This is a genomic window from Bradyrhizobium sp. 142, assembly GCF_023074015.1.
Lineage (GTDB): Bacteria > Pseudomonadota > Alphaproteobacteria > Rhizobiales > Xanthobacteraceae > Bradyrhizobium.
The window spans coordinates 1-24363 of sequence record NZ_JADPKQ010000344.1; the positions used below are offsets into that span (position 1 = coordinate 1).

Consider the following 24363-nt stretch of genomic DNA (forward strand, 5'->3'; position numbering starts at 1 on the left):
TCGAACAGGGTAAATGGCTGCGGCAGGTCGTCACCGGCTACTTCAACGACCATGCGGTGCCGACCAACAGTCGGGCGCTCAGCGCCTTCCGCTTCTTCGTCATCGAACTCTGGAGACGCACGCTCCGGCGCCGCAGCCAGACCGATGGCATGAGGTGGGAGACGATCAGTCGCCTCGCCTGTGACTGCCTCCCCAGGCCCAACATCCGTCATCCTTGGCCGCGAGCACGCTTCGCCGTCACTCACCCGAGGTGGGAGCCGTATGCGGGAAAGCCGCACGTACGGATCTGTGCGGGGGGCGCTCAGCAATGAGCGTCCCTACCGCGACCGTCGCAAGGGCTCCTCGCAATGACGCGGGAGGCAGAGGTGCCAAACAAAAACCCCGGCCTTTTTGGCCGGGGCTCGTGTCGTTCACCCTGAGCCAGGCGCTTAGTCACGCTGGCCGAGGAGCTGCAACAGCAGCGTGAACAGGTTGATGAAGTTCAGGTACAGCGACAGCGCGCCGGTGATGGCCGCACGCTCTGCGATGTCACCGCCGGCCGAAGCGTAGCCGTAGATGTAGTCGTTCTTCAGCCGCTGGGTGTCCCAGGCGGTGAGGCCCGCGAACACCAGCACACCGACCACCGACACGATGAATTGCAGCATCGTGCTCGCCAGGAACAGGTTGACCAGGCTCGCGATGATGATGCCGATCAGACCCATGAACAGGAACGAGCCCATCCCGCTCATGTCACGCTTGGTGGTGTAGCCGTAGAAGCTGAGCGCACCGAACGTGGCGGCGGTGATGAAGAACACCCGCACGATCGAGGTGTGCGTGAACACCAGGAAGATCGACGACAGCGAGATGCCCATCAGCGCCGAGAACACCCAGAACAGGATCTGGGCGGTCGAGGGGGCGAGACGGTTGATACCCGCCGAGATCACGAACACCATGGCGAGCGGTGCCAGCATGAACAGCCATTTCAGCGGGCTGACGAACATCGCGTAGCCGAACGGCGTCAGGAACAGCTTGCCGACGCGAACGGCTTCCGCAGTCGGAACGTCGGTTACGGCGGCCATGTAGACGCCGAGCGCGGCAAGGCCGGTGATGGCGAGGCCGATGCTCATGTAATTGTAGATGCGCAGCATGTAGGCGCGCAGGCCGGCATCGACCGTCGCGGCGTCAACACGCCCGGCGGCCCTGCCGAAAGGAGAAGCGTAGTTACGGTCTAGGTCCGACATGGTCGAATTCCCGTTGGTTGGCCGGTCCGGCATGAGGGTCGCCATGCCGCCGGTTCGTCAAACTCTATCTCGGATACCGATGCCTGCCGACTAAATTTTGGCTCACAATCGGGGCTCCGAACCCATTCGATATGTGGGAAACTAACACATCCGCTGCAACCGTCCACGCGCGGCTGAATGTCGCCCTCAGCCACAATCCTGGCGAGCGGACGTGGTTAATCGCAGGAATCGTGCGATTCCGCTCCCGCGCGGCCGCCCGCTACATTTTGTCACAAATTCCGCAACACCGTGGCGGGCTTTTTGTTCAACGCTAGCAGCGTACCGGCGAGCCCGAGCCCGACAGTGACGATCAGGGCGGCCGCGACCACGCCGGCAGCGCTTGCCGCCTGCCAGACGAAAGTGAGCGTCATCACCCGTGTGACGATGGTCCAGGCCGCGATGCTGCCGGCGATCACGCCGAACACGGCGGTGGCCAGCCCGATCAGGAGGTATTCGAGGGCGTAGGCGCCGAGCAGCCGCAGCCGGGTCGCCCCCAGCGTCTTCAGGATCACTGCATCGTAGACCCGGTGGCGGTGGCCGGCGGCAAGCGCCCCGCCCAGCACAAGAATCGCCGAGATCAGGGTCACGGCGCTGGCACCGCGGATCGCCAGCGCGAGGTTGGTCACGACCGAGCCGACCGTCTCCATCACCTCGCGCACGCGCACGCTCGTGACCATCGGATAGGCGTCGGCGACCTCTGTGATAATCCTGCCGTCGCCGGCGGCGTCGCCGCCGGCTTGCGTCAGCGTCGCGATGTGAGTGTGCGGCGCGCCCTTGAAGGCGTTGGGTGAGAACACCAGGACGAAATTGATGCCGAGCCCCTGCCAGTCGATCTTGCGCAAATTGCTGATCTTCGCCGGAATGTCGCGGCCGAGCACGTTGACCACGACCTCGTCGCCGATCTTGAGACCGAGCCCGTCGGCGATCTTCTTCTCCATCGAGACCAGGGGCGGGCCGGAATAATCGGCGGCCCACCACTCGCCCTCGATGACCTCTGAGCCTTTCGGCAGCTCGCCGGTGTAGGTCAGGCCGCGATCGCTTTGCAGGACCCATTCGGAATCGGTCGACGGCTTCAGGTCTTCGGCACGGACGCCGCGCGCGGCGACGATGCGCCCGCGCAGCATCGGCACGTCCTCGACCTTCGCATCCGGCACGATTCCGCGCAGATAGTGGTCGAACTCGGCGGCCTGGGTGCTCGGGATGTCGATGAAGTAGAAGGACGGGGCGTGATCCGGGAGCGCCGCCAGAAACTGCCGGCGCAGATTGCCGTCGATCTGGGTGATGGTGACGAGCACCGCGAGCCCGAGGCCGAGTGACAGCACCACCGAGGGCGTCAGCGCGCCCGGCCGGTGGATGTTGGCGATCGCGAGCCGCAGCATCGGCAGCCGCGTGCGCGGCAACCGGCGCGCGATCGTCATCAGCACGGCGGCGACGCCCCGGAGCAGCGCGAAAACGACGATGGAACAGACCACGAACACCGCGGCGATGCGCTTGTCGAACGACAACCCGATCACGACGGTGACGAGCAGGGCGACGACGACGCCCATGAAGGCGAGATAGCGCCAGCGCGGCCGGTGCCATTCGTTGCTGATGGTGTCGCGGAACAGGGCGGCGACCGGCACGTCATGCACCCGCCCGAGCGGCCACAGGCCGAAGGCGAGCGCGGTCAGCAGGCCATAGACGAAGGACAGTGCGAGCTCGTCGGCATGCACCGCCGGGATGACCGGCAGCGGCAGCAGCTTTCCGAACAGGCCGACGATGGCAAAGGGCATCGCGGCACCGAGCGCCAGCCCGATCGCCGAGCCGATTGCGGCCAGCAGCAGAACCTGCGCGAGATAGATGCCGAACACGTCGCGCCCGGTGGCGCCGACGGCCTTCAAGGCCGCGATCACCTCGAGCTTGCGGTCGATGTGGCTCTTCACGGCATTGGCGACGCCGACACCGCCGACCAGCAGCGCGGCGAGGCCGACCAGCGTCAGGAACTGCGTGAAGCGGCTGATATTGCGCTCGAGCTGCGGCGAGGCATTGGAGCGGCTGCGGACCTCCCAGCCGGCCTGCGGCGCGGCGTTGCGCGCATCGGCGATGAAGGCGTCAGTGGCGCGGTCGCTGTTGGCGATCTCCGGCAGCTTCACCCGGTAGACCCAGCGCACCAGACTGCCGGGCTGGATAAGCCCGGTAGCGTGCAGGCCCGCCTCGCTGATCAGGAAGCGCGGGCCGAAGCCGATGCCACCGGCGAGCTTGTCGGGCTCGGCTTCGACGGTGCTGCGGATCTGGAACGTCGCCGCCCCGATGGTGACGCGGTCGCCGGTTTTCAGGGAGAGCCGCGCCAATAGCGTCGGATCGGCGGCGGCGCCGAATGCGCCGTCGCGCTCTGCGAGCAGGTCGGACAGCGGCATCTGCGGCGCCAGCGTCAACTGTCCCAGCATCGGATAGCTGCCATCGACAGCTTTCATCTCGACCAGTGCCAGCTTGCCTTCGGCTGAGCGCGCCATGCCGCGCAGGGTCGCTGCGACCGAGACGGTGCCGCGCGAACGCAGGAAGGCGACCTCTTCGGGCTTCGCCTCGCGCTGAAACAAGACGAAAGACACGTCGCCGCCGAGCAACGTGCGGCCCTCGCGCGCGAGACCGTCGCTGAGGCTCGCCGACACCGAGCCGACCCCGGCGATCGCCATAACGCCGAGCGCGATGCAGGCGATGAAAACGTAAAAACCGCGAAGGCCTCCGCGCAATTCGCGTAGTGCGTAGCGCAGCGACAGCGCGGCGCCGTTGGGGCGCGCAAACGGTTCGGCTGCGGCGCTCATGCTGGCCTGGACTGCGTATCGATGCGCCCCGAACGCAGCCGGATCACGCGATCGCAGCGATGCGCGAGCGAGGCGTCGTGCGTGACCAACACCAGGGTCATGCCGCGCTCGTCATGCTTGCCGAACAAGAGATCGACGATCTGCTTGCCGGTCGTTTCGTCGAGATTGCCGGTCGGCTCGTCGGCGACGAGGATGGCGGGATCGGGCGCCAGCGCGCGGGCCAGCGCAACGCGCTGCTGCTCGCCGCCGGAGAGTTGCGTTGGATAATGATGCAGGCGGTCGCCGAGCCCGACCGATTGCAGCTCCTGCGCGGCGCGTTTGGCAGCATCCGGATTGCCGGCGAGCTCGAGCGGCACCGCGACGTTCTCCAGCGCCGTCATGGTTGGGATCAAGTGGAAGGATTGGAAGACGATGCCGACCTGGCGGCCGCGGAAGCGGGCGAGCGCATCCTCGTCGAGGGCATTGAAAGGTGTGCCATTGACCACCACCTCTCCGCTATCAGGACGCTCCAGTCCCGCCATCACCATCAGCAGCGTGGATTTGCCCGAGCCTGACGGGCCAATGAGGCCGATCGTCTCGCTCCGGCCGACCCGCAGGCTGATATCCTTGAGGATGTGAACGCGTGCCGCCCCCGTACCCAATGAGAGATTGACGTTGGAGATGGCGATCGTGTCCGGCGCAGTGCCGGCGAGCGAAGAGGATTCGATGCGAGTGTCCATAGTCCGGTCATATGGCAACTCCGCTGGCGCGGTCGAGAGGCGTTACGGATTGTTCATGCACATAGCCGTGTTGATGTTCGCTTTGATGACGGTCGCGAATGCGGCCGCCGCCCAGACGCAAGCTGCGGCGAAACCGATCAAGCTGGTGGTCCTCGGCGATTCCTTGAGCGCCGGTCTCGGGCTTGCCGGCCAGGAGGCGTTTCCGGCGAAACTTAAAAAAGCCTTGCAGGACAAAAGCATAACGGTTGATATGATCAATGCCGGGGTATCGGGTGACACCACCTCCGGCGGCCGCGACCGGCTCGACTGGTCGGTGCCGGAGGGAACTGAGGGCGTGATTGTCGAACTCGGCGCCAATGATGCGCTGCGCGGCATCGATCCCGACCTGACGCGCGCCGCGCTGACCGACATCGTCACGCGGCTGCAGGCGCGCAAGATCGCGGTGATGCTCTGCGGCATGCTGGCGCCGCCGAATTACGGCGCCGATTATGCCGCGCGCTTTAATTCGATTTATCCGGATCTGGCGAAGAAATTCGACGTGCCGCTCTATCCGTTCTTCCTCGATGGAGTCGCAGCCGACGCCAAGCTCAACCAGGCCGACGGCATTCATCCGACCGCGGCCGGCGTCGACATCATCGTCGGCAACATCATGCCCACAGCGGAGGCATTCTTGCGCAACATAAGCGAGCAACGGCGTTGAAAAGCAGGCAGCGCTAACCCTAATACCCAGGGTTTTACCGGGGTGGCTCGCGCGATGCTTCGCAGAGTCACACAACTGCGATAGGAATCAGGCTACCGGTGATTCGTCGCCGGCTCTAAAATTTGGATATGATCCTTCTCAAGGTTCATGCCCAAGCATCGGGAGTGCGAAACGATGCCGCGTTTGTTCACTGGTCTGGAAATTCCGGCCGAGATCGGCCAGACGCTTTCCAATTTGCGGGGCGGCCTTCCCGGCGCCCGCTGGATCGATCCCGAAAATTACCACGTCACCCTGCGCTTCATCGGCGATATCGACGGCATCTCCGCCAACGAGATCGCCTCGATGCTGTTTCGCGTCAACCGCAAGCCGTTCGAGGTCAAGGTGCAGGGCCTCACGAGCTTCGGCGGACGCAAGCCGCGTGCGGTGGTCGCGACGATTGCGCCGAGCAAGCCGCTGATCGAATTGCAGGCCGAGCTCGAACGCATGATGCAGCGGATCGGCCTCGATCCGGAAGGGCGCAAATTCATCCCGCATGTCACGCTGGCCCGGCTGCACGACGCCTCCGACCAGGACGTCGCCGACTATCTTTCGCTGCGCGGCTACTTCCCGAGCAAGGCGTTTCTGGCCGAACGCTTCGTGCTGTTCTCGTCCCGCGCGTCGACCGGCGGCGGACCGTATGTAGTCGAGGATGCCTACGAGCTGTGTGCGTGATACGGCTCTCGTGCCCCGGCCGCAGAGCCGGGGCCCATCGCTCCGCAGTGAATGAATGAAATAGTGGGTCCCGGCTCTGCGCAGCAGCGCAAGGGCGCGTCAGCGCGTCCGGGACACCAAATGCATACCCCTTCCCCCGATTCACGGCTTGCAATTTGCCGCCGTCTCTGGCGGTAAAGGGCCATGCTCACGACCCCCAGTTCCTCATTCCGCGAGGCCTACCAGGCCCAGATCGCGTCCGGCGCGATCGAGCCCGACGCTGCGCAGGCCGAAGTCGCCGAGGCCTATGCGGCGCTCGACCAGCGGCTCGCAAACTACAAGCCGCCGCGCAAGCAGGGCCTGCTCAGCCGTTTGTTCAACGGCGGCGACAAAGACGAGGCGCTGCGCGGGCTCTACGTCCATGGCGAGGTCGGGCGCGGCAAGACCATGCTGATGGATCTGTTCTTCCAGCACTCTTCCGTCGAGCACAAGCGGCGCGCGCATTTCCACGAGTTCATGGCCGAGGTGCACGAGCGCATCTATGGCTACCGCCAAAACATCGCGCGCGGCGAGATCGCCGATGGCGATGTCATCGCGCTGACCGCGCATGCGATCTTCGAGGAGAGCTGGCTGCTCTGTTTCGACGAATTCCACGTCACCGACATCGCCGACGCGATGATCCTCGGCCGCCTGTTCGCCAAATTGTTCGAGCTCGGCACGGTCGTGGTCGCGACCTCCAACGTCGCGCCCGACGATCTCTACAAGGGTGGCTTGAACCGATCGCTATTCCTGCCCTTCATCAAGCTGATCACCGACCACATGGACGTGCTGCGGCTCGACGCGCGCACAGACTTCCGGCTGGAAAAGCTCCAGGGTGTGCCGATGTGGCTGACGCCGGCGGATGCTGACGCGGACGCGGCGCTCGACCGCGCCTGGTCGAGGATGACCGGCAGCGCCAAATGCAAGTCGCGCGATATTTCGATCAAGGGCCGGATCCTGCACGTGCCGTGCTCGGCCCATGGCGTGGCGCGGTTCAGTTTCGCCGATCTCTGCGAGAAGCCGCTCGGCGCATCCGACTACCTCAGGCTCGCGCACGACTATCACACCATCCTGGTCGACCATATTCCAGTGATGGACCTGTCTCGACGCAATGCCGCCAAGCGCTTCATCACGCTGATCGATACGCTCTATGACAACGCCGTGAAGCTGATGGCCTCGGCCGAGGCCAATCCGGTGTCGCTCTATCTCGCCCACGAGGGCAACGAGGCCAACGAGTTCAAGCGGACCTCGTCGCGCCTGATCGAGATGAGCTCCGAATCCTATCTGGCGCTGGCTCACGGCCGCAAGGATTCCACCGCCAGCGGCTCCACCAACGGGCTGGTGGAGACTTAAGTCCTATTTGCCAGCGCTGTCATTCCGGGGCGTCGCGAAGCGACGAGCCCGGAATCCGTCCATCAGCGCGCTCTGCCGCCCGATGGATTCTGGGCTCGCGACTTTTGTAGCGCCCCGAAATGACAGGGCTGCGTGCCCCATGCATCGGCAAGCCCGACAATTGGGCATCCGGCGACTTGAACGGGGGAGGCGAAAGGGATAACCACCCTGTCAGTTTTCCCCTCCTTACGTGTCTAGAGGACAGGTTCACATGGCGCGCGACAAGATTGCTTTGATTGGCTCCGGTCAGATCGGCGGAACGCTGGCTCATCTCATCGGCCTGAAAGAATTGGGCGACGTCGTGATGTTCGACATCGCCGAGGGCGTGCCGCAGGGCAAGGCGCTCGACATCGCACAGTCCTCACCGGTCGATGGTTTTGATGCGCACTACACCGGCGCTAATTCCTACGAGGCGCTCGACAACGCCAAGGTCTGCATCGTCACCGCCGGCGTGCCGCGCAAGCCCGGCATGAGCCGCGACGACCTCCTCTCCATCAACCTCAAGGTCATGGAGCAGGTCGGCGCCGGCATCAAGAAGTACGCCCCCGACGCCTTCGTCATCTGCATCACCAATCCGCTCGACGCCATGGTCTGGGCGCTTCAGAAGGCATCTGGCCTGCCGCACAAGAAGGTTGTCGGTATGGCCGGCGTGCTGGATTCGTCGCGCTTCCGCTATTTCCTGGCTGACGAGTTCAACGTCTCGGTCGAGGATGTCACCGCATTCGTGCTCGGCGGCCATGGCGACACCATGGTGCCGCTGGTGAAGTACTCCACGGTTGCCGGTATTCCGCTGCCCGACCTCGTCAAGATGGGCTGGACCTCGCAGGCGCGGCTCGACGAGATCGTCGACCGCACCCGCAACGGCGGCGCCGAGATCGTCAATTTGCTCAAAACCGGATCGGCCTTCTATGCGCCGGCGGCCTCCGCGATCGCGATGGCCGAGAGCTATCTGCGTGACAAGAAGCGCGTGCTGGCCAGCGCCGCCTACCTCAACGGCGAATACGGCGTGAAGGACATGTATGTCGGCGTGCCCGTCGTGATCGGCTCCAAGGGTGTCGAGCGCGTCGTCGAGATCGAGCTTACCGGCAAGGACCGCGAAGCCTTCGACAAGTCGGTCGGCGCGGTGCAGGGTCTCGTCGACGCCTGCAAGAAGATCGCGCCCGACCTGCTCGGCCGCTAAGAGTAACAATCCCCCGCCGAAGATCGAAACCCGGTGTTCGGCGGTTTCATTTCCGGAGCCGGCTGCACCACTTGTTGAAGGCTGGCGGGTTCCGGGTGCGTCCAGAAATCGATGTCAAAGAATCCGGGTTGCAGTTCCTGTGGTATATGGTATGCCAGCCACAAGACTGAGGTTGGCCTACGAGGTCACCGCCCGCGGGTTCAGGGAGCGACCATATTATGAATATCCATGAATATCAGGCCAAAGCGCTGCTGAACGAGTTCGGCGTGCCGATCTCCAAGGGCGTTCCGGTCCTGAAGGCGGCCGACGCAGAGGCTGCGGCCAAGGCATTGCCCGGCCCGGTCTGGGTGGTGAAGAGCCAGATCCATGCCGGGGGCCGCGGCAAGGGCAAGTTCAAGGAAGTCTCGGCCGGCGACAAGGGCGGTGTTCGCATCGCCAAGTCGGCCGCAGAGGTCACCGAATTCGCCAAGCAGATGCTCGGTGCCACGCTCGTGACGATCCAGACCGGCCCGGCCGGCAAGCAGGTCAACCGCCTCTACATCGAGGACGGCTCCGACATCGACAAGGAATTCTATCTCTCCATCCTGGTCGACCGCGAGACCTCGCGCGTCTCCTTCGTGGTGTCGACCGAGGGTGGCGTCAACATCGAGGACGTCGCGCACAACAGCCCGGAAAAGATCGTCACCTTCTCGATCGATCCCGCCACCGGCATCATGGGCCATCACGGCCGCACCGTTGCCAACGCGCTGAAACTGTCTGGCGATCTCGCCAAGCAGGCTGAAAAGCTCACAGCGCAGCTCTACGCCGCCTTCGTCGCCAAGGACATGTCGATGCTGGAGATCAACCCGCTGGTCGTGACCAAGCAGGGCCAGCTCCGCGTGCTCGACGCCAAGGTGTCGTTCGACGACAACGCGCTGTTCCGTCATCCCGAAGTGCTCGTACTGCGCGACGAGACCGAGGAGGACGCCAAGGAGATCGAGGCGTCGAAATACGACCTCAACTACGTCACGCTCGACGGCAACATCGGCTGCATGGTCAACGGCGCCGGCCTTGCGATGGCGACGATGGACATCATCAAGCTTTACGGCATGGCGCCGGCCAACTTCCTCGACGTCGGCGGCAGCGCCAGCAAGGAGAAGGTCGCCGCCGCCTTCAAGATCATCACCGCCGATCCCAACGTGAAGGGCATCCTGGTCAACATTTTCGGTGGTATCATGAAGTGCGACGTGATCGCCGAGGGCGTGACCGCCGCCGTGCGCGAGGTCGGCCTCACCGTGCCGCTGGTGGTTCGCCTCGAAGGCACCAATGTCGAACTGGGCAAGAAGATCATCCGTGAATCCGGCCTGAACGTGGTGCCGGCGGACAATCTCGACGACGCCGCGCAGAAGATCGTGAAGGCCGTCAAGGGAGGCTAAGGCCATGACCCAAGACCATCTCGCCGCATCATCCCCGCTGCCGGAGCACGCGCGGCTTGCCGCGTTCGCCGGCGAATGGAACGGCGAAGAGGTGGTCTTTCCGTCGCGCTGGACCGCCGGCGGGCCGGCGACCTCGCGCACCGTGGCGCGTATGGATCTCAATGGGTTCTACCTGATCCAGGACTCGGTCCAGATGCGCGACGGCAAGCAGGTCTTCGCCACCCATGGCATCTTCACCTTCGACCGCGAGGACCGGACCTATAAATTGTTCTGGTACGACTCGCTCGGCTACACGCCGCCCTCGCCCGCCTCCGGCGGCTGGGTCGGAAAGACCCTGACGCTGGTGCGCGGCTCGCTGCGCGGCAACGCGCGCCACGTCTACGAAATCATCGACGACGATTCCTATTCGTTGAAGATCCAGTTCTCGCCGGACGCGGAAGGATGGGCCGACGTGCTCACCGGCGTCTACCGCCGCATCCACTGACCTCTCACTGTTAGTTTCGCGAAAGCAGACCTCATGTCCATCCTGATCGACAAGAACACCAAGGTCATCTGCCAGGGCTTTACCGGCAAGAACGGCACCTTCCACTCGGAGGCCGCGCTTGCCTACGGCACCAAGATGGTCGGCGGCACCTCGCCGGGCAAAGGCGGTGCAACGCATCTGGGGCTGCCGGTGTTCGATACCGTGCGGGAGGCGCGCGAGAAGACCGGTGCCGATGCGTCGGTGATCTACGTGCCGCCGCCGGGCGCGGCCGATGCGATCTGCGAAGCCATCGACGCCGAGGTCCCGCTGATCGTCTGCATCACGGAAGGCATCCCGGTCCTCGACATGGTACGGGTGAAGCGGTCTCTGGCCGGCTCCAAGTCGCGCCTGATCGGGCCGAACTGCCCGGGCGTCATGACCGCCGGCGAGTGCAAGATCGGCATCATGCCGGCTAACATTTTCAAGACCGGCAGCGTCGGCATCGTCTCCCGCTCCGGCACGCTGACCTATGAAGCCGTGTTCCAGACCTCCCAGGAGGGCCTCGGCCAGACCACCGCGGTCGGCATCGGCGGCGACCCGGTCAAGGGAACCGAGTTCATCGACGTGCTGGAAATGCTGCTGGCCGACCCCAGGACCGAGTCGATCATCATGATCGGCGAGATCGGCGGTTCCGCCGAGGAGGACGCCGCTCAGTTCCTCAAGGACGAGGCCAAGCGGGGCCGCAAGAAGCCGATGGTTGGCTTCATCGCCGGCGTCACCGCACCTCCCGGCCGCCGCATGGGCCATGCTGGCGCGATCATCTCAGGCGGCAAGGGCGACGCCGGCTCCAAGACCGACGCGATGAAATCGGCAGGAATTACAGTCTCGCCGTCTCCCGCCCGCCTCGGACATACGCTTGCCGAAAAGTTGAAGTGCTAGTTCACTTCTTCGTACTTTTCCGGGCGAAGTTTCGTAGCAAATAGGATAAATGGTGCCTGTCGCGCCGAGCCTCTGCCGGGAGCTCGGCGCCAGCGCCGTTTGTTATGCGCGAACCGAAATCGCCAGGAACTCAAGTATGTCTCGCCAAGACGCGAACGCAGCCTTTGCCCTCTCCTCTTTTTTGCAGGGCACCAACGTCACCTACATCGACGAAATCTACGCCCGCTACGAGAACGACCCGTCCTCGGTCGACTCCGAGTGGCAGGAGTTCTTCAAGAGCCTGAAGGACCAGCCGGACGACGTCCGCCGCAACGCCCAGGGCCCGTCCTGGGAGCGCGCCAACTGGCCGCTGACGCCGCAGGACGACCTGACCTCCGCCCTCGACGGCAATTGGGCGGAAGTCGAGAAGGCGGTCGGCAGCAAGATCGCCGCCAAGGCGCAGGCCAAAGCGGGCGACAAGGGCGGTGGCATTTCGTCCGCCGAGGTGCTCCAGGCCACACGCGACTCGGTCCGTGCGCTGATGCTGATCCGCTCCTATCGTATGCGCGGTCACTTCCATGCCAAGCTCGACCCGCTCGGCATTGAAGCCCCGCGCAATCGCGAAGAGCTCGACCCGCGCACCTACGGCTTCAGTGAAGCCGATTTCGACCGCAAGATCTTCCTCGATCACGTGCTCGGCCTCGAATATGCGACGCTGCGCGAGATCACAGCGATCTGCGAGCGCACCTACTGCCAGACGCTCGGCGTCGAGTTCATGCACATCAGCAACGCTGCGCAGAAGGCCTGGATTCAGGAGCGGATCGAAGGGCCGGACAAGGAAATCTCGTTCACTCGCGAAGGCCGGCGCGCCATCCTGACGAAGCTGGTCGAGGCCGAGGGCTTCGAGAAATTCTGCGACACCAAGTTCACCGGCACCAAGCGTTTCGGCCTCGACGGCGGCGAGTCGCTGATCCCGGCGCTGGAGCAGATCATCAAGCGCGGCGGCAATCTCGGGGTGAAGGAAGTCGTGGTCGGCATGCCGCATCGCGGCCGCCTCAACGTGCTAACGCAAGTGATGGGTAAGGCGCATCGCGCCCTATTCCACGAGTTCAAGGGCGGCTCGGCCAACCCGGACGCGGTGGAAGGCTCGGGCGACGTCAAGTACCACCTCGGCGCGTCCTCCGATCGCGAGTTCGATGGCAACCGCATCCATCTGTCGCTGACCGCGAACCCCTCGCATCTGGAGATCGTCGATCCCGTGGTGCTCGGCAAGGTCCGCGCCAAGCAGGACCAGCACGGCGATCCGCCCGACATGCGCATTTCGGTGATGCCGCTCTTGATGCATGGCGACGCGGCGTTCGCCGGCCAGGGCGTGGTCGCAGAATGCTTTGGCCTGTCGGACCTGAAGGGCTACCGCACCGGCGGCTCCGTCCACTTCATCGTCAACAACCAGATCGGCTTCACCACCTATCCGCGCTACTCGCGCTCCTCGCCCTATCCGTCGGATGTGGCGAAGATGATCGACGCGCCGATCTTCCACGTTAACGGCGACGATCCGGAAGCCGTGGTGTTCGCGGCCAAGGTCGCGACCGAGTTCCGGCAGAAATTCCACAAGCCCGTCGTCATCGACATGTGGTGCTATCGCCGCTACGGCCACAATGAGGGCGACGAGCCGGCCTTCACCCAGCCGGTGATGTACAAGCGGATCGCGGCCCATCCGTCGACACTCACCCTCTACTCCAAGCGCCTGATCGCCGAAGGCGTGGTCACCGAGGGTGAGGTCGACAAGCTGAAGGCCGACTGGCGCGCGCGGCTCGATGCCGAGTTCGAGGCAGGCACCAGTTACAAGCCGAACAAGGCCGACTGGCTCGACGGCAAGTGGGCGGGCTTCAAGATCGCCGACCAGGAAGAGGATGCGCGGCGCGGCGTCACCGGCGTCGACACTGCTGCTCTGAAGGAAATCGGCCGCAAGATCACCAAGGTGCCGGACGGTTTCCGCGTCCATCGCACCATCCAGCGTTTCCTCGATAACCGCGCCAAGGCGATCGACACCGGCGTCGGCATCGACTGGGCGACTGGCGAGGCGCTGGCGTTCTGCACGCTGCTCAACGAGAACCACCATGTTCGCCTGTCGGGCCAGGATTCCGAGCGCGGCACCTTCTCGCAGCGCCACTCGGTGCTGATCGACCAGGAGGACGAGAGCCGTTACACGCCGTACAACCATCTCGGCCACGAGCAGGGCCATTACGAGGTCATCAACTCGCTGCTCTCGGAAGAGGCGGTACTCGGCTTCGAGTACGGCTATTCGCTCGCGGAGCCGAACACGCTGACGCTGTGGGAAGCCCAGTTCGGCGACTTCGCCAACGGCGCCCAGGTCGTGTTCGACCAGTTCATCTCCTCGGGCGAGCGCAAATGGCTGCGCATGTCCGGCCTCGTCTGCCTCCTGCCGCACGGCTATGAAGGCCAGGGACCGGAGCACTCTTCGGCGCGTCTTGAGCGTTACTTGCAGATGTGCGCCGAAGACAACATGCAGGTGGTCTACCCGACCACGCCGGCGAATTACTTCCACGCGCTCCGGCGCCAGCTCCATCGCGAGATCCGCAAGCCGCTGATCGTGATGACGCCGAAATCGCTGCTGCGTCACAAGCGGGCGGTGTCGCGCCTGGAGGAGCTCGCGAAGGGGACGACCTTCCACCGCATCCTCTATGATGACGCCCAGATGCAGCCGAGCGAGGCGACCAAGCTCGTTACGGACGAGAAGATCCGCCGCATCGTGCTCTGCTCTGGCAAGGCCTATTACGACCTCTATGAGGAGCGCGAGAAGCGCGGCATCGACGACATCTACCTGATGCGCGTCGAGCAGCTCTATCCGGTGCCGCTGAAGGCGCTGGTCGCCGAGCTGTCGCGCTTCAAGAAGGCCGAAGTGATCTGGTGCCAGGAAGAGCCGCGCAACATGGGTGCGTGGCACTTCATCGAGCCCTATCTGGAATGGGTGCTGAACCAGGTGAACGGCGCGAGCCGGCGTCCGCGCTATGTCGGCCGCGCCGCCTCCGCCGCGACTGCCACTGGTCTGATGTCCAAGCATCAGGCGCAGCTGAAGGCGTTCCTGGACGAAGCATTGAGCTAACACAATTCCAATTTGTCATGCCCCGCCTTGTGCGCAATTGCGCACTGGGGCGGGGCATCCAGTACGCCGCGCCGAACGTTTTGGCCATGAACGTCGCGGCGTACTGGATCGTCCGCCCCAGTGCACAATTGCGCACAAGGCGGACGATGACGGCATTAGCCATTGAAGGAAAAGACCATGACTGAAATTCGTGTGCCGACGCTCGGCGAATCCGTCACCGAGGCCACCATCGGCCGCTGGTTCAAGAAGGCCGGCGATCCCGTCGCCGTCGACGAGCCCTTGGTGGAGCTCGAGACCGACAAGGTCACCATCGAAGTCCCGGCGCCGTCCGCCGGCACGCTGAGCGAGATCGTCGCCGCCGATGGCGCCACCGTTGCAGTCGGTGCGCTGCTTGGCCAGATCACCGAAGGGGCCGCCGGCGCCGCCAAGCCGGCCGCCGCGCCCGCCAAGCCCGCCGCTGCCGCTGCGCCCGTCGCCGCTGCTGCCGCGCCGGCTCCGGCCACGAAGGCGCCGCCGGCCGATGCGCCGCTCGCGCCCTCCGTGCGCAAACTCTCCGCCGAGACCGGCATCGACGCCTCGACCGTTCCCGGCTCCGGCAAGGACGGCCGTGTCACCAAGGGCGACATGCTCGCCGCGATCGAGCTTGCGGCTTCCGCGCCGACCCCGGTCAACCAGCCCGCCGCCGCCGTTCAGGTGCGCGCGCCGTCGCCGGCTGATGACGCCGCCCGCGAAGAGCGCGTCAAGATGACCCGGCTGCGCCAGACCATCGCGCGCCGCCTCAAGGATGTGCAGAACACCGCCGCGATGCTCACGACGTTCAACGAGGTCGACATGACCAACGTCATGGCGCTGCGCGGGCACTACAAGGACGCGTTCGAGAAGAAGCACGGCTCCAAGCTCGGCTTCATGGGCTTCTTCACCAAGGCCGTCGTGCAGGCGCTGAAGGACATCCCGGCCGTCAATGCCGAGATCGACGGCACCGACCTGATCTACAAGGATTACTACCACATCGGCGTCGCCGTCGGCACCGACAAGGGCCTCGTCGTGCCCGTCGTGCGCGATTGCGACCACAAGTCGATCGCCGACATCGAGAAGGGCATCGCCGATTTCGGCCGCCGTGCCCGCGACGGCCAGCTCAAGATCGACGAGATGCAGGGCGGCACTTTCACCATCACCAATGGTGGCATCTACGGCTCGCTGATGTCGACACCGATCCTGAATGCGCCGCAATCCGGCATCCTGGGCATGCACAAGATCCAGGAGCGGCCGATGGTTGTGGGCGGCAAGATCGAAGTGCGTCCGATGATGTACCTGGCGCTGTCCTACGATCACCGCGTGATCGACGGCAAGGAAGCCGTCACCTTCCTGGTGCGCGTCAAGGAGAGCCTGGAAGATCCCGCCCGCCTGGTGCTGGACCTCTGATCCCTGATGCCTGGCGAGCGCCGTCGCGCGACGCGACGGCGCGTGTTGAACCATGGAGGCGAGCGTGACGGATAAGGTTGCGATCATCACCGGCGGCAGCCGCGGCATCGGCCGCGCGACTGCGATCGCGGCGGCTGCGCGCGGCTTCCGCGTCGTGGTCGGCTACGTCAGCAACAAGGCGGCCGCCGACGAGGTGGTCAGCCAGATCGAGGCCAGCAACGGCAAGGCCATCGTAGTGAAATGCGATGTTGCCGAGGAAGGCGATATTCTCGCGCTGTTCGAGGCCGCCGATCAGTTCGGCACGTTAGGCGCGCTCGTCAACAATGGCGGCATCGTCGGGACCAGCGGCGTGCGTGTCGACGAGATGTCGGCCGAGCGCATCCAGCGCGTCATGGCGGTCAACGTCACCGGCTCCATCCTCTGCGCCCGCGAGGCCGTGAAGCGGATGTCGACCAAGCACGGCGGCCAGGGCGGCGTCATCGTTAATCTGTCGTCGGTCGCTGCCAGGTTAGGTGCGCCCAACACCTACGTCGATTACGCGGCGTCCAAGGGCGCGATCGATTCCTTCACCGTCGGCCTCGGCCACGAGGTCGCGGGCGAGGGCATTCGCGTCGCGGGCATTCGCCCCGGCCTGATCGACACCGAAATCCATGCCGCCGGCGGCGAGCCCGACCGCGCCCATCGTCTGGCCCATATGGTGCCGATGAAGCGCGTCGGCACCGCCGAGGAAATCGCCAACGCCATCGTCTGGCTGATGTCGGACGATGCCTCCTACGTCACCTCAGCCATTCTCGATGTGTCCGGCGGACGCTGACGCATCCATTCACGCTAAACTTACGGGACTTCCTTTCATGGCTACCTACGATCTCGTCGTCATCGGCACCGGACCGGGCGGTTATGTCTGCGCGGTGCGTGCAAGCCAGCTCGGCATGAAGGTCGCCGTGGTGGAAAAGAACGCCACGCTCGGCGGCACCTGCCTCAATGTCGGCTGCATGCCATCGAAGGCGCTGCTGCACGCGTCCGAAATGTTCGAGGAAGCCGCGCATTCCTTCGCCAAGATGGGCGTGTCGGTCTCGGCGCCGAAGCTCGAGCTGCCGGAGATGATGAACTTCAAGCAGCAGGGCATCGACGGCAACGTCAAGGGCGTCGAGTTCCTGATGAAGAAGAACAAGATCGACGTGCTCAAGGGCACCGGCAAGATCTTGGGCACCGGCAAGGTCGAGGTCTCCGCCGACGGCAAGTCGCAAATTGTCGAGACCAAGAGCATCGTCATCGCCACCGGCTCGGACATCGCGCGGCTGAAGGGCATCGAGATCGACGAGAAGCGCATCGTGTCCTCGACCGGCGCGCTGTCGCTGGACAAGGTGCCCGGCAAGCTGCTGATCGTCGGCGCCGGCGTGATCGGCCTCGAGCTCGGCTCGGTCTGGCAACGCCTCGGCGCCGAAGTCATCGTCGTCGAATTCCTCGACCGCATCCTGCCCGGCATGGACGGCGAGATCGCCAAGCAATTCCAGCGCATCCTGGAAAAACAGGGTTTTGCCTTCAAGCTGGGCTCGAAGGTCACGGGTGTCGAAGCGAACAGCAAGGCATTGCTCGCCAAGATCGAGCCGGCCGCAGGCGGCGCGGCGGAGACGCTCGAAGCGGACGTCATTCTCGTCTGCATCGGCCGCGTGCCCTACACCGATGGCCTCGGCCTGAAGGAGGCCGGCGTCGCACTCGACAATCGCGGCCGCGTCCAGATCGACCCGCATTTCGCCACCAGCCTCAAAGGCGTCTATGCCATCGGCGACGTCGTCGCGGGCCCGATGCTTGCGCACAAGGCCGAGGATGAAGGCGTTGCGGTTGCGGAGATCATCGCGGGCCAGGCCGGCCATGTGAATTACGACGTTATCCCAGGGGTCGTGTATACCACGCCCGAACTGTCCTGCGTCGGCAAGACCGAAGAGGAACTAAAGCAAGCGGGCACGGCCTATACCGTCGGGAAGTTTCCCTTTACCGCTAATGGCCGTTCCAAGGTCAACCAGACCACCGACGGCTTCGTGAAGATTCTCGCAGATGCGAAGACCGATCGCGTGCTCGGCGTCCACATTATCGGCCGCGAAGCCGGTGAAATGATCCATGAAGCGGCTGTTCTCATGGAATTTGGCGGCAGTGCGGAGGATCTCGCCCGCACCTGCCACGCGCATCCGACCCGCTCGGAAGCCATCAAGGAGGCCGCGCTTGCGGTCGGCAAGCGGGCCATCCATATGTAAGGGACGCCGCGAGCCGAATCGGGCGGGACAACACATGCTGCGCCGCCTTCTTCAACCGGTCTGGGTTCTGCTTGCGATCGTCTTCCTGATCGAAGCCTGGCTGTGGGACCATCTCGAGCCGATCGTCGCGCGGGTGGTCGTAGCGATCCCGCTCGCGCGGTTCAAGCAGTGGCTGACGGAGCGCGTCGATGCGCTGTCGCCGGCCATGACGCTGATCGTGTTCGCCGTCCCCATCATCCCGCTGTTTCCGCTCAAGCTGGTCGGGCTGTGGCTGCTCACGCATGAATACTGGACCAGCGCGGTCTTCACGATCCTGTTCGCCAAGATGCTCGGCGTCGGCGTCACCGCCTTCGTGTTCGATGTGACGCGCGACAAGCTGATGGAAATGGCCTGGTTCGAGCGGCTCTATGTCCTGGTGCTGAAGCTGCGCGCCAGGGCGGCCGAGCTCGTCGATCCCGTCAAGCAGCGCATCAGGGAGCTCGTTGCCGGCAACGGCGAAGGCTGGTCCTCGCGCACGCTCCGCCTGATCCAGCGCTTCCGCAAGAGCGTGCACGAAGCGCGGTGAGTGCTGCAACTCCATCTATCACCGTCACCCTGAGGTGGCCGCTTCTTCAGCGGCCCTCGAAGGGCGACGGCCGGCTACATCCGGGCCGTTCATCCTTCGAGGCTATGCCCGCGATGCGTTGCATCGCGAGCCTCGCACGGGATAAACGGCGCGGTCGTTGTGTGGAGCGATCAATGCAAATGCAGCAGATGCGGCCACCACAGACCAAGCGCGGTCATGACGATGCCGGCGACACTGAGGATGCCGCTGACATAAGCCAGCGCTAGCATGCCGGTGATGATGGTGGCCGATGCCAGCACGATGCCGATCTGGAAGGCGGCGGACGCAAGTTCGAAATGATGATACTTCGCGGTCGCCTCGTCGCGCTCGTGCTCGGCGTGCTTGGCCTTGTCGGCCAGCTGTTCGGTGCCTTCGCCGGTCTCCGGCTCGGAGCGGTAGCGTGCCGCGGTCTTCTGCCAGTCCTCGATCTGCTTCTGCGCCGCCGCCTTGATGGCGTCGTCGGTCGCAGAGCCCAGCGTCAACTTGCCCTGGTCCGCTGCGGTCTGCACCACGGTGCGGCGGATGCTCTTGGCCTGGAAAAAGGCCCAGAGGTTGGACGCCTCGACGTTCTTGCTGATCGATTCGGTCTGTGCGCCCTTGCCGAGCGTCTCGGAGATCGCCAGGAACAGCGCCAGCACGGCGATCAGAAGGGCGATATTCTTGTTCGAGCCGGACGCGTGCTCGGCGTGTTCGGCGTGCTCCATGCTTTCATGTGCGCTCATGATGTCCCTCCTGCCTCGGTTCCCCACGATTGACCGAACCGCGGGCGACGCGCAAGAGGCAAGCAAGTTATGACGTCAGTGTGTCACCGCCGCGGATGCGCGCTGGCATAGACTTCCAGCAGCCGCTCGGAATCGATGCCGGTATAGATCTGCGTGGTCGAGAGCGAGGAATGGCCAAGCAATTCCTGGATGGCGCGGAGGTCGCCGCCGCGCGACAACAGGTGCGTGGCGAAAGAATGCCGGAGCGCGTGCGGCGTCGCACTGTCGGGCAGGCCGAGCGCGCCGCGCAGCCGCTCCATCGCGAGCTGGATGATGCGCGGGCTAAGCGGGCCGCCGCGCGCGCCGAGGAAAATCGGACCATCCGGAGGCATCGGATGCGGGCACATCGCGGCATACTCTTGAACGAGCGCGAGCACGTTTTGCAGCACCGGCACCATGCGGGTCTTGTTGCCCTTGCCGGTGACGACGAGCACGTCGCCTTCGCCGGGCCGCGGCACTTCGCGGCGCTTCAGGCCGAGCGCTTCGGAGATGCGCAGGCCCGAGCCGTACAGCAGCGCCATCACCGCGGCGTCGCGGGCCAGGATCCAGCTCTCGCGCTCTTCGCCGGCGCGCTCGTCGGCGTCGGCAAGGCGTTTTGCCGATGCCATCGGCAGCGGCTTCGGCAGGCTTTTTGCGACTTTCGGCGCGCGGATCGCCGAGAGCGCGCCGACCTTGCCCTTGCCTTCGCGCTCGAGGAAGCGGCCGAACGAGCGAAGGCCTGCGAGTGCGCGCATCAGCGAGCGGCCGGCAATATCGTCGGCGCGGCGCATCGCCATGAAGGCGCGGATGTCGGTGGCCTCGAGCGCGGCGAAGCGCTGAAGCGTCACGCGCTCGCCCCAATGGGTGCAGAGAAAATCGAGGCATTGCCGCAGGTCGCGGGCATAGGCCTCCAGCGTCTTCGGCGACAGCCGCCGCTCAGTGCCGAGATGCGACAGCCAGCGCGCCATCTCCTGCGCGATGTCAGGATCGGCGCTGGCGAGCTCGATTTGTGGGGCGGCCGCTTTGCTCATGCGCTCTGGACGTGGTGATTCCACTCAGTATATCGCATCACACTCGTTTACTGTTCGCTAAGGCGGCCTCGCGCCGCTAGCATTGAAGGCCTCGGTTCCGATTCTTCGTCCAAAGACCATTCATGGACCAATCACCGCGCAGCAGCACCGCCTCCGCCAACGCGACCCGCATGGTCGACGTGCTGGTGCCGGTTGCGCTTGACCATGCCTATTCCTACCGCGTCCCGCGCGGCATGGAGCTCAAGGCAGGCGATCTCGTCAGTGTGCCGCTCGGCCCGCGCGAGGTGCTTGCCGTGGTCTGGGCGGACAATACCAATCCCGATCCGCGCCTGCACAACCGCCTGAAGGACGTCAGCGAGAAGCTCGATCTTCCACCCCTGAAGGGCGAGCTGCGCTCGGTGGTCGACTGGGTCGCCAATTACACGCTGAGCCCGCGCGGCATGGTGCTGCGCATGTGCCTGCGGATGGGCGACAACCTCGGCCCGGAGAGGGTGCGCGCCGGCGTGCGGCTGGTCGGCGATCCGCCGCGGCGGCTGACACCGGCGCGGCAGCGCGTGCTCGAGGCGCTGTCGGACCGGCTGCTGCACGGCAAGTCGGACGTGGTGAAAGAAGCCGGCGTATCGGCCGGCGTGATCGACGGCCTGGTCGACGAAGGCACGCTCGCGGTCGAGCCGCTGCCGCCGCCTCCGCCGCCGCCGGCACCCGATCCCGGCTTTGGCCGGCCGGATTTCACACAGCTCCAGCTTTCTGCGGTCGACACCATGCGTGCGCTCGCTGCCAACGGCACCTTTCACGTTGCCCTGCTCGACGGCGTCACCGGCTCGGGCAAGACCGAGGTCTATTTCGAGGCCATCGCCGAGGCCATCCGCCGCGGCAAGCAATCGCTGATCCTGATGCCGGAGATCGCACTCACCGGCCAGTTCCTCGACCGCTTCGCACAGCGCTTCGGCGTGCGGCCGCTGGAGTGGCATTCGGAGCTGACCCCGCGCACCCGCGCACGCAACTGGGCTGCCATCTGCGACGGCAGCGCGCCGGTCGTGGTCGGTGCGCGCTCGGCGTTGTTTTTGCCTTACGCTAATCTCGGGCTCATCGTGGTCGATGAAGAGCACGACCAGGCCTACAAGCAGGATGACGGCGTGCATTATCACGCCCGCGACATGGCGGTTGTGCGGGCGCATATCGCAAAGATTCCGATCGTGCTGGCGTCCGCGACGCCGTCGGTCGAGTCCGAAGTCAACGCCCGCAGGAACCGCTATCAACGCATCGCGCTGCCCTCGCGCTTCGGCGGTCAGCACATGCCGCATATCGAGGCGATCGACCTGCGCCGCGAGCCACCCGCGCGCGGCCGCTTCATCTCGCGGCGCCTGGCGTCCGAGATCAGAAGCGCGATTGAGCGGCGCGAGCAGGCGCTATTGTTCCTCAATCGCCGCGGCTATGCGCCGCTGACGCTGTGCCGCGCCTGCGGCCATCGCTTCGCCTGCACCATCTGCGACGCCTGGCTGGTCGATCACCGCTTCCGCCAGCGGCTGGTCTGTCACCATTGCGGCTTCTCGATGCCGCGCCCGCAGGCCTGCCCGCATTGCGCGGCGGAGGAATCACTGGTCGCGGTCGGGCCCGGCGTCGAGCGCTTGCAGGAGGAGGCAGCCGCGCTGTTTCCGAAGGCGCGCACCATGGTGCTGTCGAGCGATCTCATCACTTCGATCGAGGCGATGCGCTCCGAGCTGAACGACATCGCCGAAGGCCGTGTCGACGTCATCATCGGCACGCAGCTCGTCGCCAAGGGGCACAATTTCCCGCGGCTTAATCTGGTCGGCGTGGTCGATGCCGATCTGGGCCTCTCCAACGGCGACCCGCGCGCGGCGGAACGCACCTGGCAATTGCTCAACCAGGTGATCGGCCGCGCCGGGCGCGAGCAGGGCCGCGGCGTCGGCTATCTCCAGACCCATCAGCCGGATCATCCGGTGATGAAGGCGCTGATCGCCTGCGACCGCGAGGCGTTCTACGACAGCGAGATCGATTTGCGCGAGCGCACGCTTTATCCGCCGTTCGGACGGCTCGCGAGCCTGATCATCTCCGCGGGCGATCGCCCGAGCGCGGAAGGTTTTGGCCGTCGGCTGGTTGCGCTGGCGCCGCGCGACGAGCGCGTGCAGGTGCTGGGGCCCGCGGAAGCGCCGCTCGCGGTGATCAAGGGCCGCTACCGCTTCCGCATCCTGGTGAAATCGGCGCGCGGCTTCGACCTGTCAGATTATTTGCGCAACTGGCTCGCCGTCAGCCCGAAGCCGAAGGGCAACCAGAAGCTCGAGGTCGACGTCGATCCGCAGAGCTTTTTGTAGGCGCCGCTGTCACGACGAGCCTGTAGCCCGGATGGAGCGAAGCGCAATCCGGGACAAGTCGATCCACATACGAAGACTCCCGGATTTCGCTTCGCGAAATCCGGGCTACGCGTCGCCTCGAAATGACGGCAACAAAAAGCCCGCCGTCCCCCAAGACGGCGGGCTTGTTTCACGCGCGCGGCAAGCTGCTCATGCTGTGCTGCGCGGCGCGTCGAGGGTCTTAAGAGACGACCTCTGCGGTGACGCGGCCGACGCCGGCGCCGGTGAGGCCGATGGCGCGGGCAGCGCCCGTGGAGAGGTCGAGGACGCGGCCGCGAATGAATGGGCCCCGATCATTGATGGTGACGATGACGCTCGAGCCGCCATGGGTAACACGCAGCTTGGTGCCGAACGGCAGCGAACGGTGCGCCGCGGTCATGGCGTTCTGGTTGAAGCGCTGGCCCGACGCGGTCTTGCTGCCGGATTCGTTGCCGTAGAAGGAGGCCATGCCGGAGAAGCTGCGGCCCGTGCCGGTCGACGGCGTCATTGCCGCGTTGGCATTTCGCCAATCCGAATTGGTCTCGGTCTGAGCGTGGTGGCGGTGATGGTGCCGGTGGTGCCTCGACTTGGCTGATGCCTCGGTGGCAGTTCCACCGATCAGAAGAGTTGCGGCGACGAAAGCGAGCGCCGTACGAGGCCGGGTGATGTACCCCAGCGCCTTAAATGACAGCATTTAGTGGTCCCTACGCTAGTATTGCCACATCTGTGGCTAATGGAGCCCCTATCAAGTTATGAGCGCGATGGCGTTTCGTTGCGCAATGCGGCATGAATTGGGCAGTAGTTCCAGTATGTGTGCGGTTGAAACATCTTGTTACTCGGGCCTGTATTCCAGGGATGTTCCGTAATAGTCTGCTTTAACGATCTATCAACCATATCAATACTTATGAATACTGTAGTGCGAAGTCATCGCCCTCGGGATTTAGAATTGGGTAAGTATTCGCTGAGTGAAACGGCCGCGCCGAATTCACGCCTCAGCGAGCCGTGTTCATGGCCGCCATGCGCTGATGGCAGGAACGAATGGGCGAGAAGCCGCGGCGCCTCCGGTGTCATTCCGTGGCCTGGCAAGTGGACGCCGACGCATCGCGGGATGCGACGGACTGGCGACAGAACGCGGGTCTTTAACTTGGCGTCATGTTGCACGTGCGCGCCTGCTATGTTAGCAAAGCCGCGATTTTAACGAGCCCGGCACTTCCCTGTGTCGGTCGGAAATCGAAGTCCCGCTTGAATTCCAAGGGCTTG

The 24363-nt window shown here is 64.8% G+C and carries 19 protein-coding genes and 1 pseudogene; 14 read left to right on the forward strand and 6 right to left on the reverse strand.

The window, feature by feature from the left end:
• A pseudogene (locus IVA82_RS32260) lies at window positions 1-311 on the forward strand (hypothetical protein); the annotation flags it as partial.
• A 117-nt stretch (window positions 312-428) separates the two neighbouring features.
• Here IVA82_RS32260 and IVA82_RS32265 read toward each other — a convergent pair.
• The 3 genes from IVA82_RS32265 to IVA82_RS32275 all read right to left on the reverse strand — a co-directional run bounded on the left by IVA82_RS32265 (window position 429) and on the right by IVA82_RS32275 (window position 4779).
• Complete coding sequence (locus tag IVA82_RS32265) at window positions 429-1220, reverse strand: Bax inhibitor-1/YccA family protein (protein WP_187435826.1); 792 nt, start codon at window positions 1218-1220, stop codon at window positions 429-431.
• Between the two features lie 269 nt (window positions 1221-1489).
• Complete coding sequence (locus IVA82_RS32270; protein WP_247389622.1) at window positions 1490-4060, reverse strand: ABC transporter permease; 2571 nt, start codon at window positions 4058-4060, stop codon at window positions 1490-1492.
• Window positions 4057-4779, reverse strand: coding sequence for an ABC transporter ATP-binding protein (locus IVA82_RS32275; protein ID WP_247389621.1), 723 nt, complete (start codon window positions 4777-4779; stop codon window positions 4057-4059). Before IVA82_RS32275 ends, IVA82_RS32270 begins: the two co-directional genes overlap by 4 nt.
• A 55-nt stretch (window positions 4780-4834) precedes the next feature.
• Here IVA82_RS32275 and IVA82_RS32280 point away from each other — a divergent pair, with 55 nt between their 5' ends.
• The 12 genes from IVA82_RS32280 (at window position 4835) to IVA82_RS32335 (ending at window position 18942) form a co-directional block, all read left to right on the forward strand.
• Window positions 4835-5479 (forward strand): arylesterase, encoded by a 645-nt coding sequence (locus IVA82_RS32280; RefSeq protein WP_247389620.1) that lies wholly within the window; start codon window positions 4835-4837, stop codon window positions 5477-5479.
• A gap of 174 nt (window positions 5480-5653) precedes the next feature.
• Window positions 5654-6190 carry an RNA 2',3'-cyclic phosphodiesterase gene (gene thpR, locus IVA82_RS32285; RefSeq protein ID WP_148739239.1) on the forward strand — a complete coding sequence of 179 codons (537 nt, stop codon included), beginning with the start codon at window positions 5654-5656 and terminating at the stop codon, window positions 6188-6190.
• 183 nt (window positions 6191-6373) lie between these two features.
• Window positions 6374-7561, forward strand: coding sequence for a cell division protein ZapE (gene zapE / locus IVA82_RS32290; RefSeq protein ID WP_247389619.1), 1188 nt, complete (start codon window positions 6374-6376; stop codon window positions 7559-7561).
• Window positions 7562-7811: 250 nt separating this feature from the next.
• Window positions 7812-8780, forward strand: coding sequence for a malate dehydrogenase (mdh, locus tag IVA82_RS32295; RefSeq protein WP_045012755.1), 969 nt, complete (start codon window positions 7812-7814; stop codon window positions 8778-8780).
• A 218-nt stretch (window positions 8781-8998) separates the two neighbouring features.
• Entirely contained in the window at window positions 8999-10195 is a 1197-nt protein-coding gene (gene sucC, locus IVA82_RS32300) for an ADP-forming succinate--CoA ligase subunit beta (protein WP_247389618.1), read from the forward strand.
• A 4-nt stretch (window positions 10196-10199) separates the two neighbouring features.
• Window positions 10200-10679: a DUF1579 family protein gene (locus IVA82_RS32305; RefSeq protein ID WP_247389617.1), complete on the forward strand. Its 480-nt coding sequence runs from the start codon at window positions 10200-10202 to the stop codon at window positions 10677-10679.
• Window positions 10680-10712: 33 nt separating this feature from the next.
• A complete protein-coding gene (gene sucD / locus IVA82_RS32310; RefSeq protein WP_247389616.1) occupies window positions 10713-11597 on the forward strand; it encodes a succinate--CoA ligase subunit alpha in 885 nt (294 codons plus the stop codon).
• Between the two features lie 136 nt (window positions 11598-11733).
• A complete protein-coding gene (locus tag IVA82_RS32315) occupies window positions 11734-14703 on the forward strand; it encodes a 2-oxoglutarate dehydrogenase E1 component (RefSeq protein WP_247493693.1) in 2970 nt (989 codons plus the stop codon).
• Window positions 14704-14880: 177 nt separating this feature from the next.
• Window positions 14881-16125, forward strand: a complete 1245-nt coding sequence (odhB, locus tag IVA82_RS32320) for a 2-oxoglutarate dehydrogenase complex dihydrolipoyllysine-residue succinyltransferase (RefSeq protein ID WP_247389614.1) — start codon at window positions 14881-14883, stop codon at window positions 16123-16125.
• A 64-nt stretch (window positions 16126-16189) separates the two neighbouring features.
• Window positions 16190-16939, forward strand: coding sequence for an SDR family oxidoreductase (locus IVA82_RS32325; RefSeq protein WP_247389613.1), 750 nt, complete (start codon window positions 16190-16192; stop codon window positions 16937-16939).
• Between the two features lie 37 nt (window positions 16940-16976).
• Window positions 16977-18377, forward strand: a complete 1401-nt coding sequence (lpdA, locus tag IVA82_RS32330) for a dihydrolipoyl dehydrogenase (protein WP_247389612.1) — start codon at window positions 16977-16979, stop codon at window positions 18375-18377.
• A 34-nt stretch (window positions 18378-18411) separates the two neighbouring features.
• The gene (locus tag IVA82_RS32335) at window positions 18412-18942 is read left to right on the forward strand and encodes a hypothetical protein (protein WP_247389611.1); all 531 of its coding nucleotides are present in this window, start codon (window positions 18412-18414) and stop codon (window positions 18940-18942) included.
• A gap of 170 nt (window positions 18943-19112) precedes the next feature.
• On the opposite strand, the gene IVA82_RS32340 is transcribed toward IVA82_RS32335, so the two are convergent.
• Window positions 19113-19703 (reverse strand): DUF4337 domain-containing protein, encoded by a 591-nt coding sequence (locus tag IVA82_RS32340; protein ID WP_247389610.1) that lies wholly within the window; start codon window positions 19701-19703, stop codon window positions 19113-19115.
• An 83-nt stretch (window positions 19704-19786) separates the two neighbouring features.
• Entirely contained in the window at window positions 19787-20752 is a 966-nt protein-coding gene (locus IVA82_RS32345; protein WP_247389609.1) for a tyrosine recombinase XerC, read from the reverse strand.
• 122 nt (window positions 20753-20874) lie between these two features.
• Here IVA82_RS32345 and IVA82_RS32350 point away from each other — a divergent pair, with 122 nt between their 5' ends.
• On the forward strand, window positions 20875-23085 hold the full coding sequence (locus tag IVA82_RS32350; protein WP_247389608.1) for a primosomal protein N': 2211 nt from the start codon (window positions 20875-20877) through the stop codon (window positions 23083-23085).
• 220 nt (window positions 23086-23305) lie between these two features.
• Here IVA82_RS32350 and IVA82_RS32355 read toward each other — a convergent pair whose 3' ends face one another.
• Window positions 23306-23797: a septal ring lytic transglycosylase RlpA family protein gene (locus tag IVA82_RS32355; RefSeq protein ID WP_148739253.1), complete on the reverse strand. Its 492-nt coding sequence runs from the start codon at window positions 23795-23797 to the stop codon at window positions 23306-23308.
• Window positions 23798-24363: the final 566 nt, after the last annotated feature.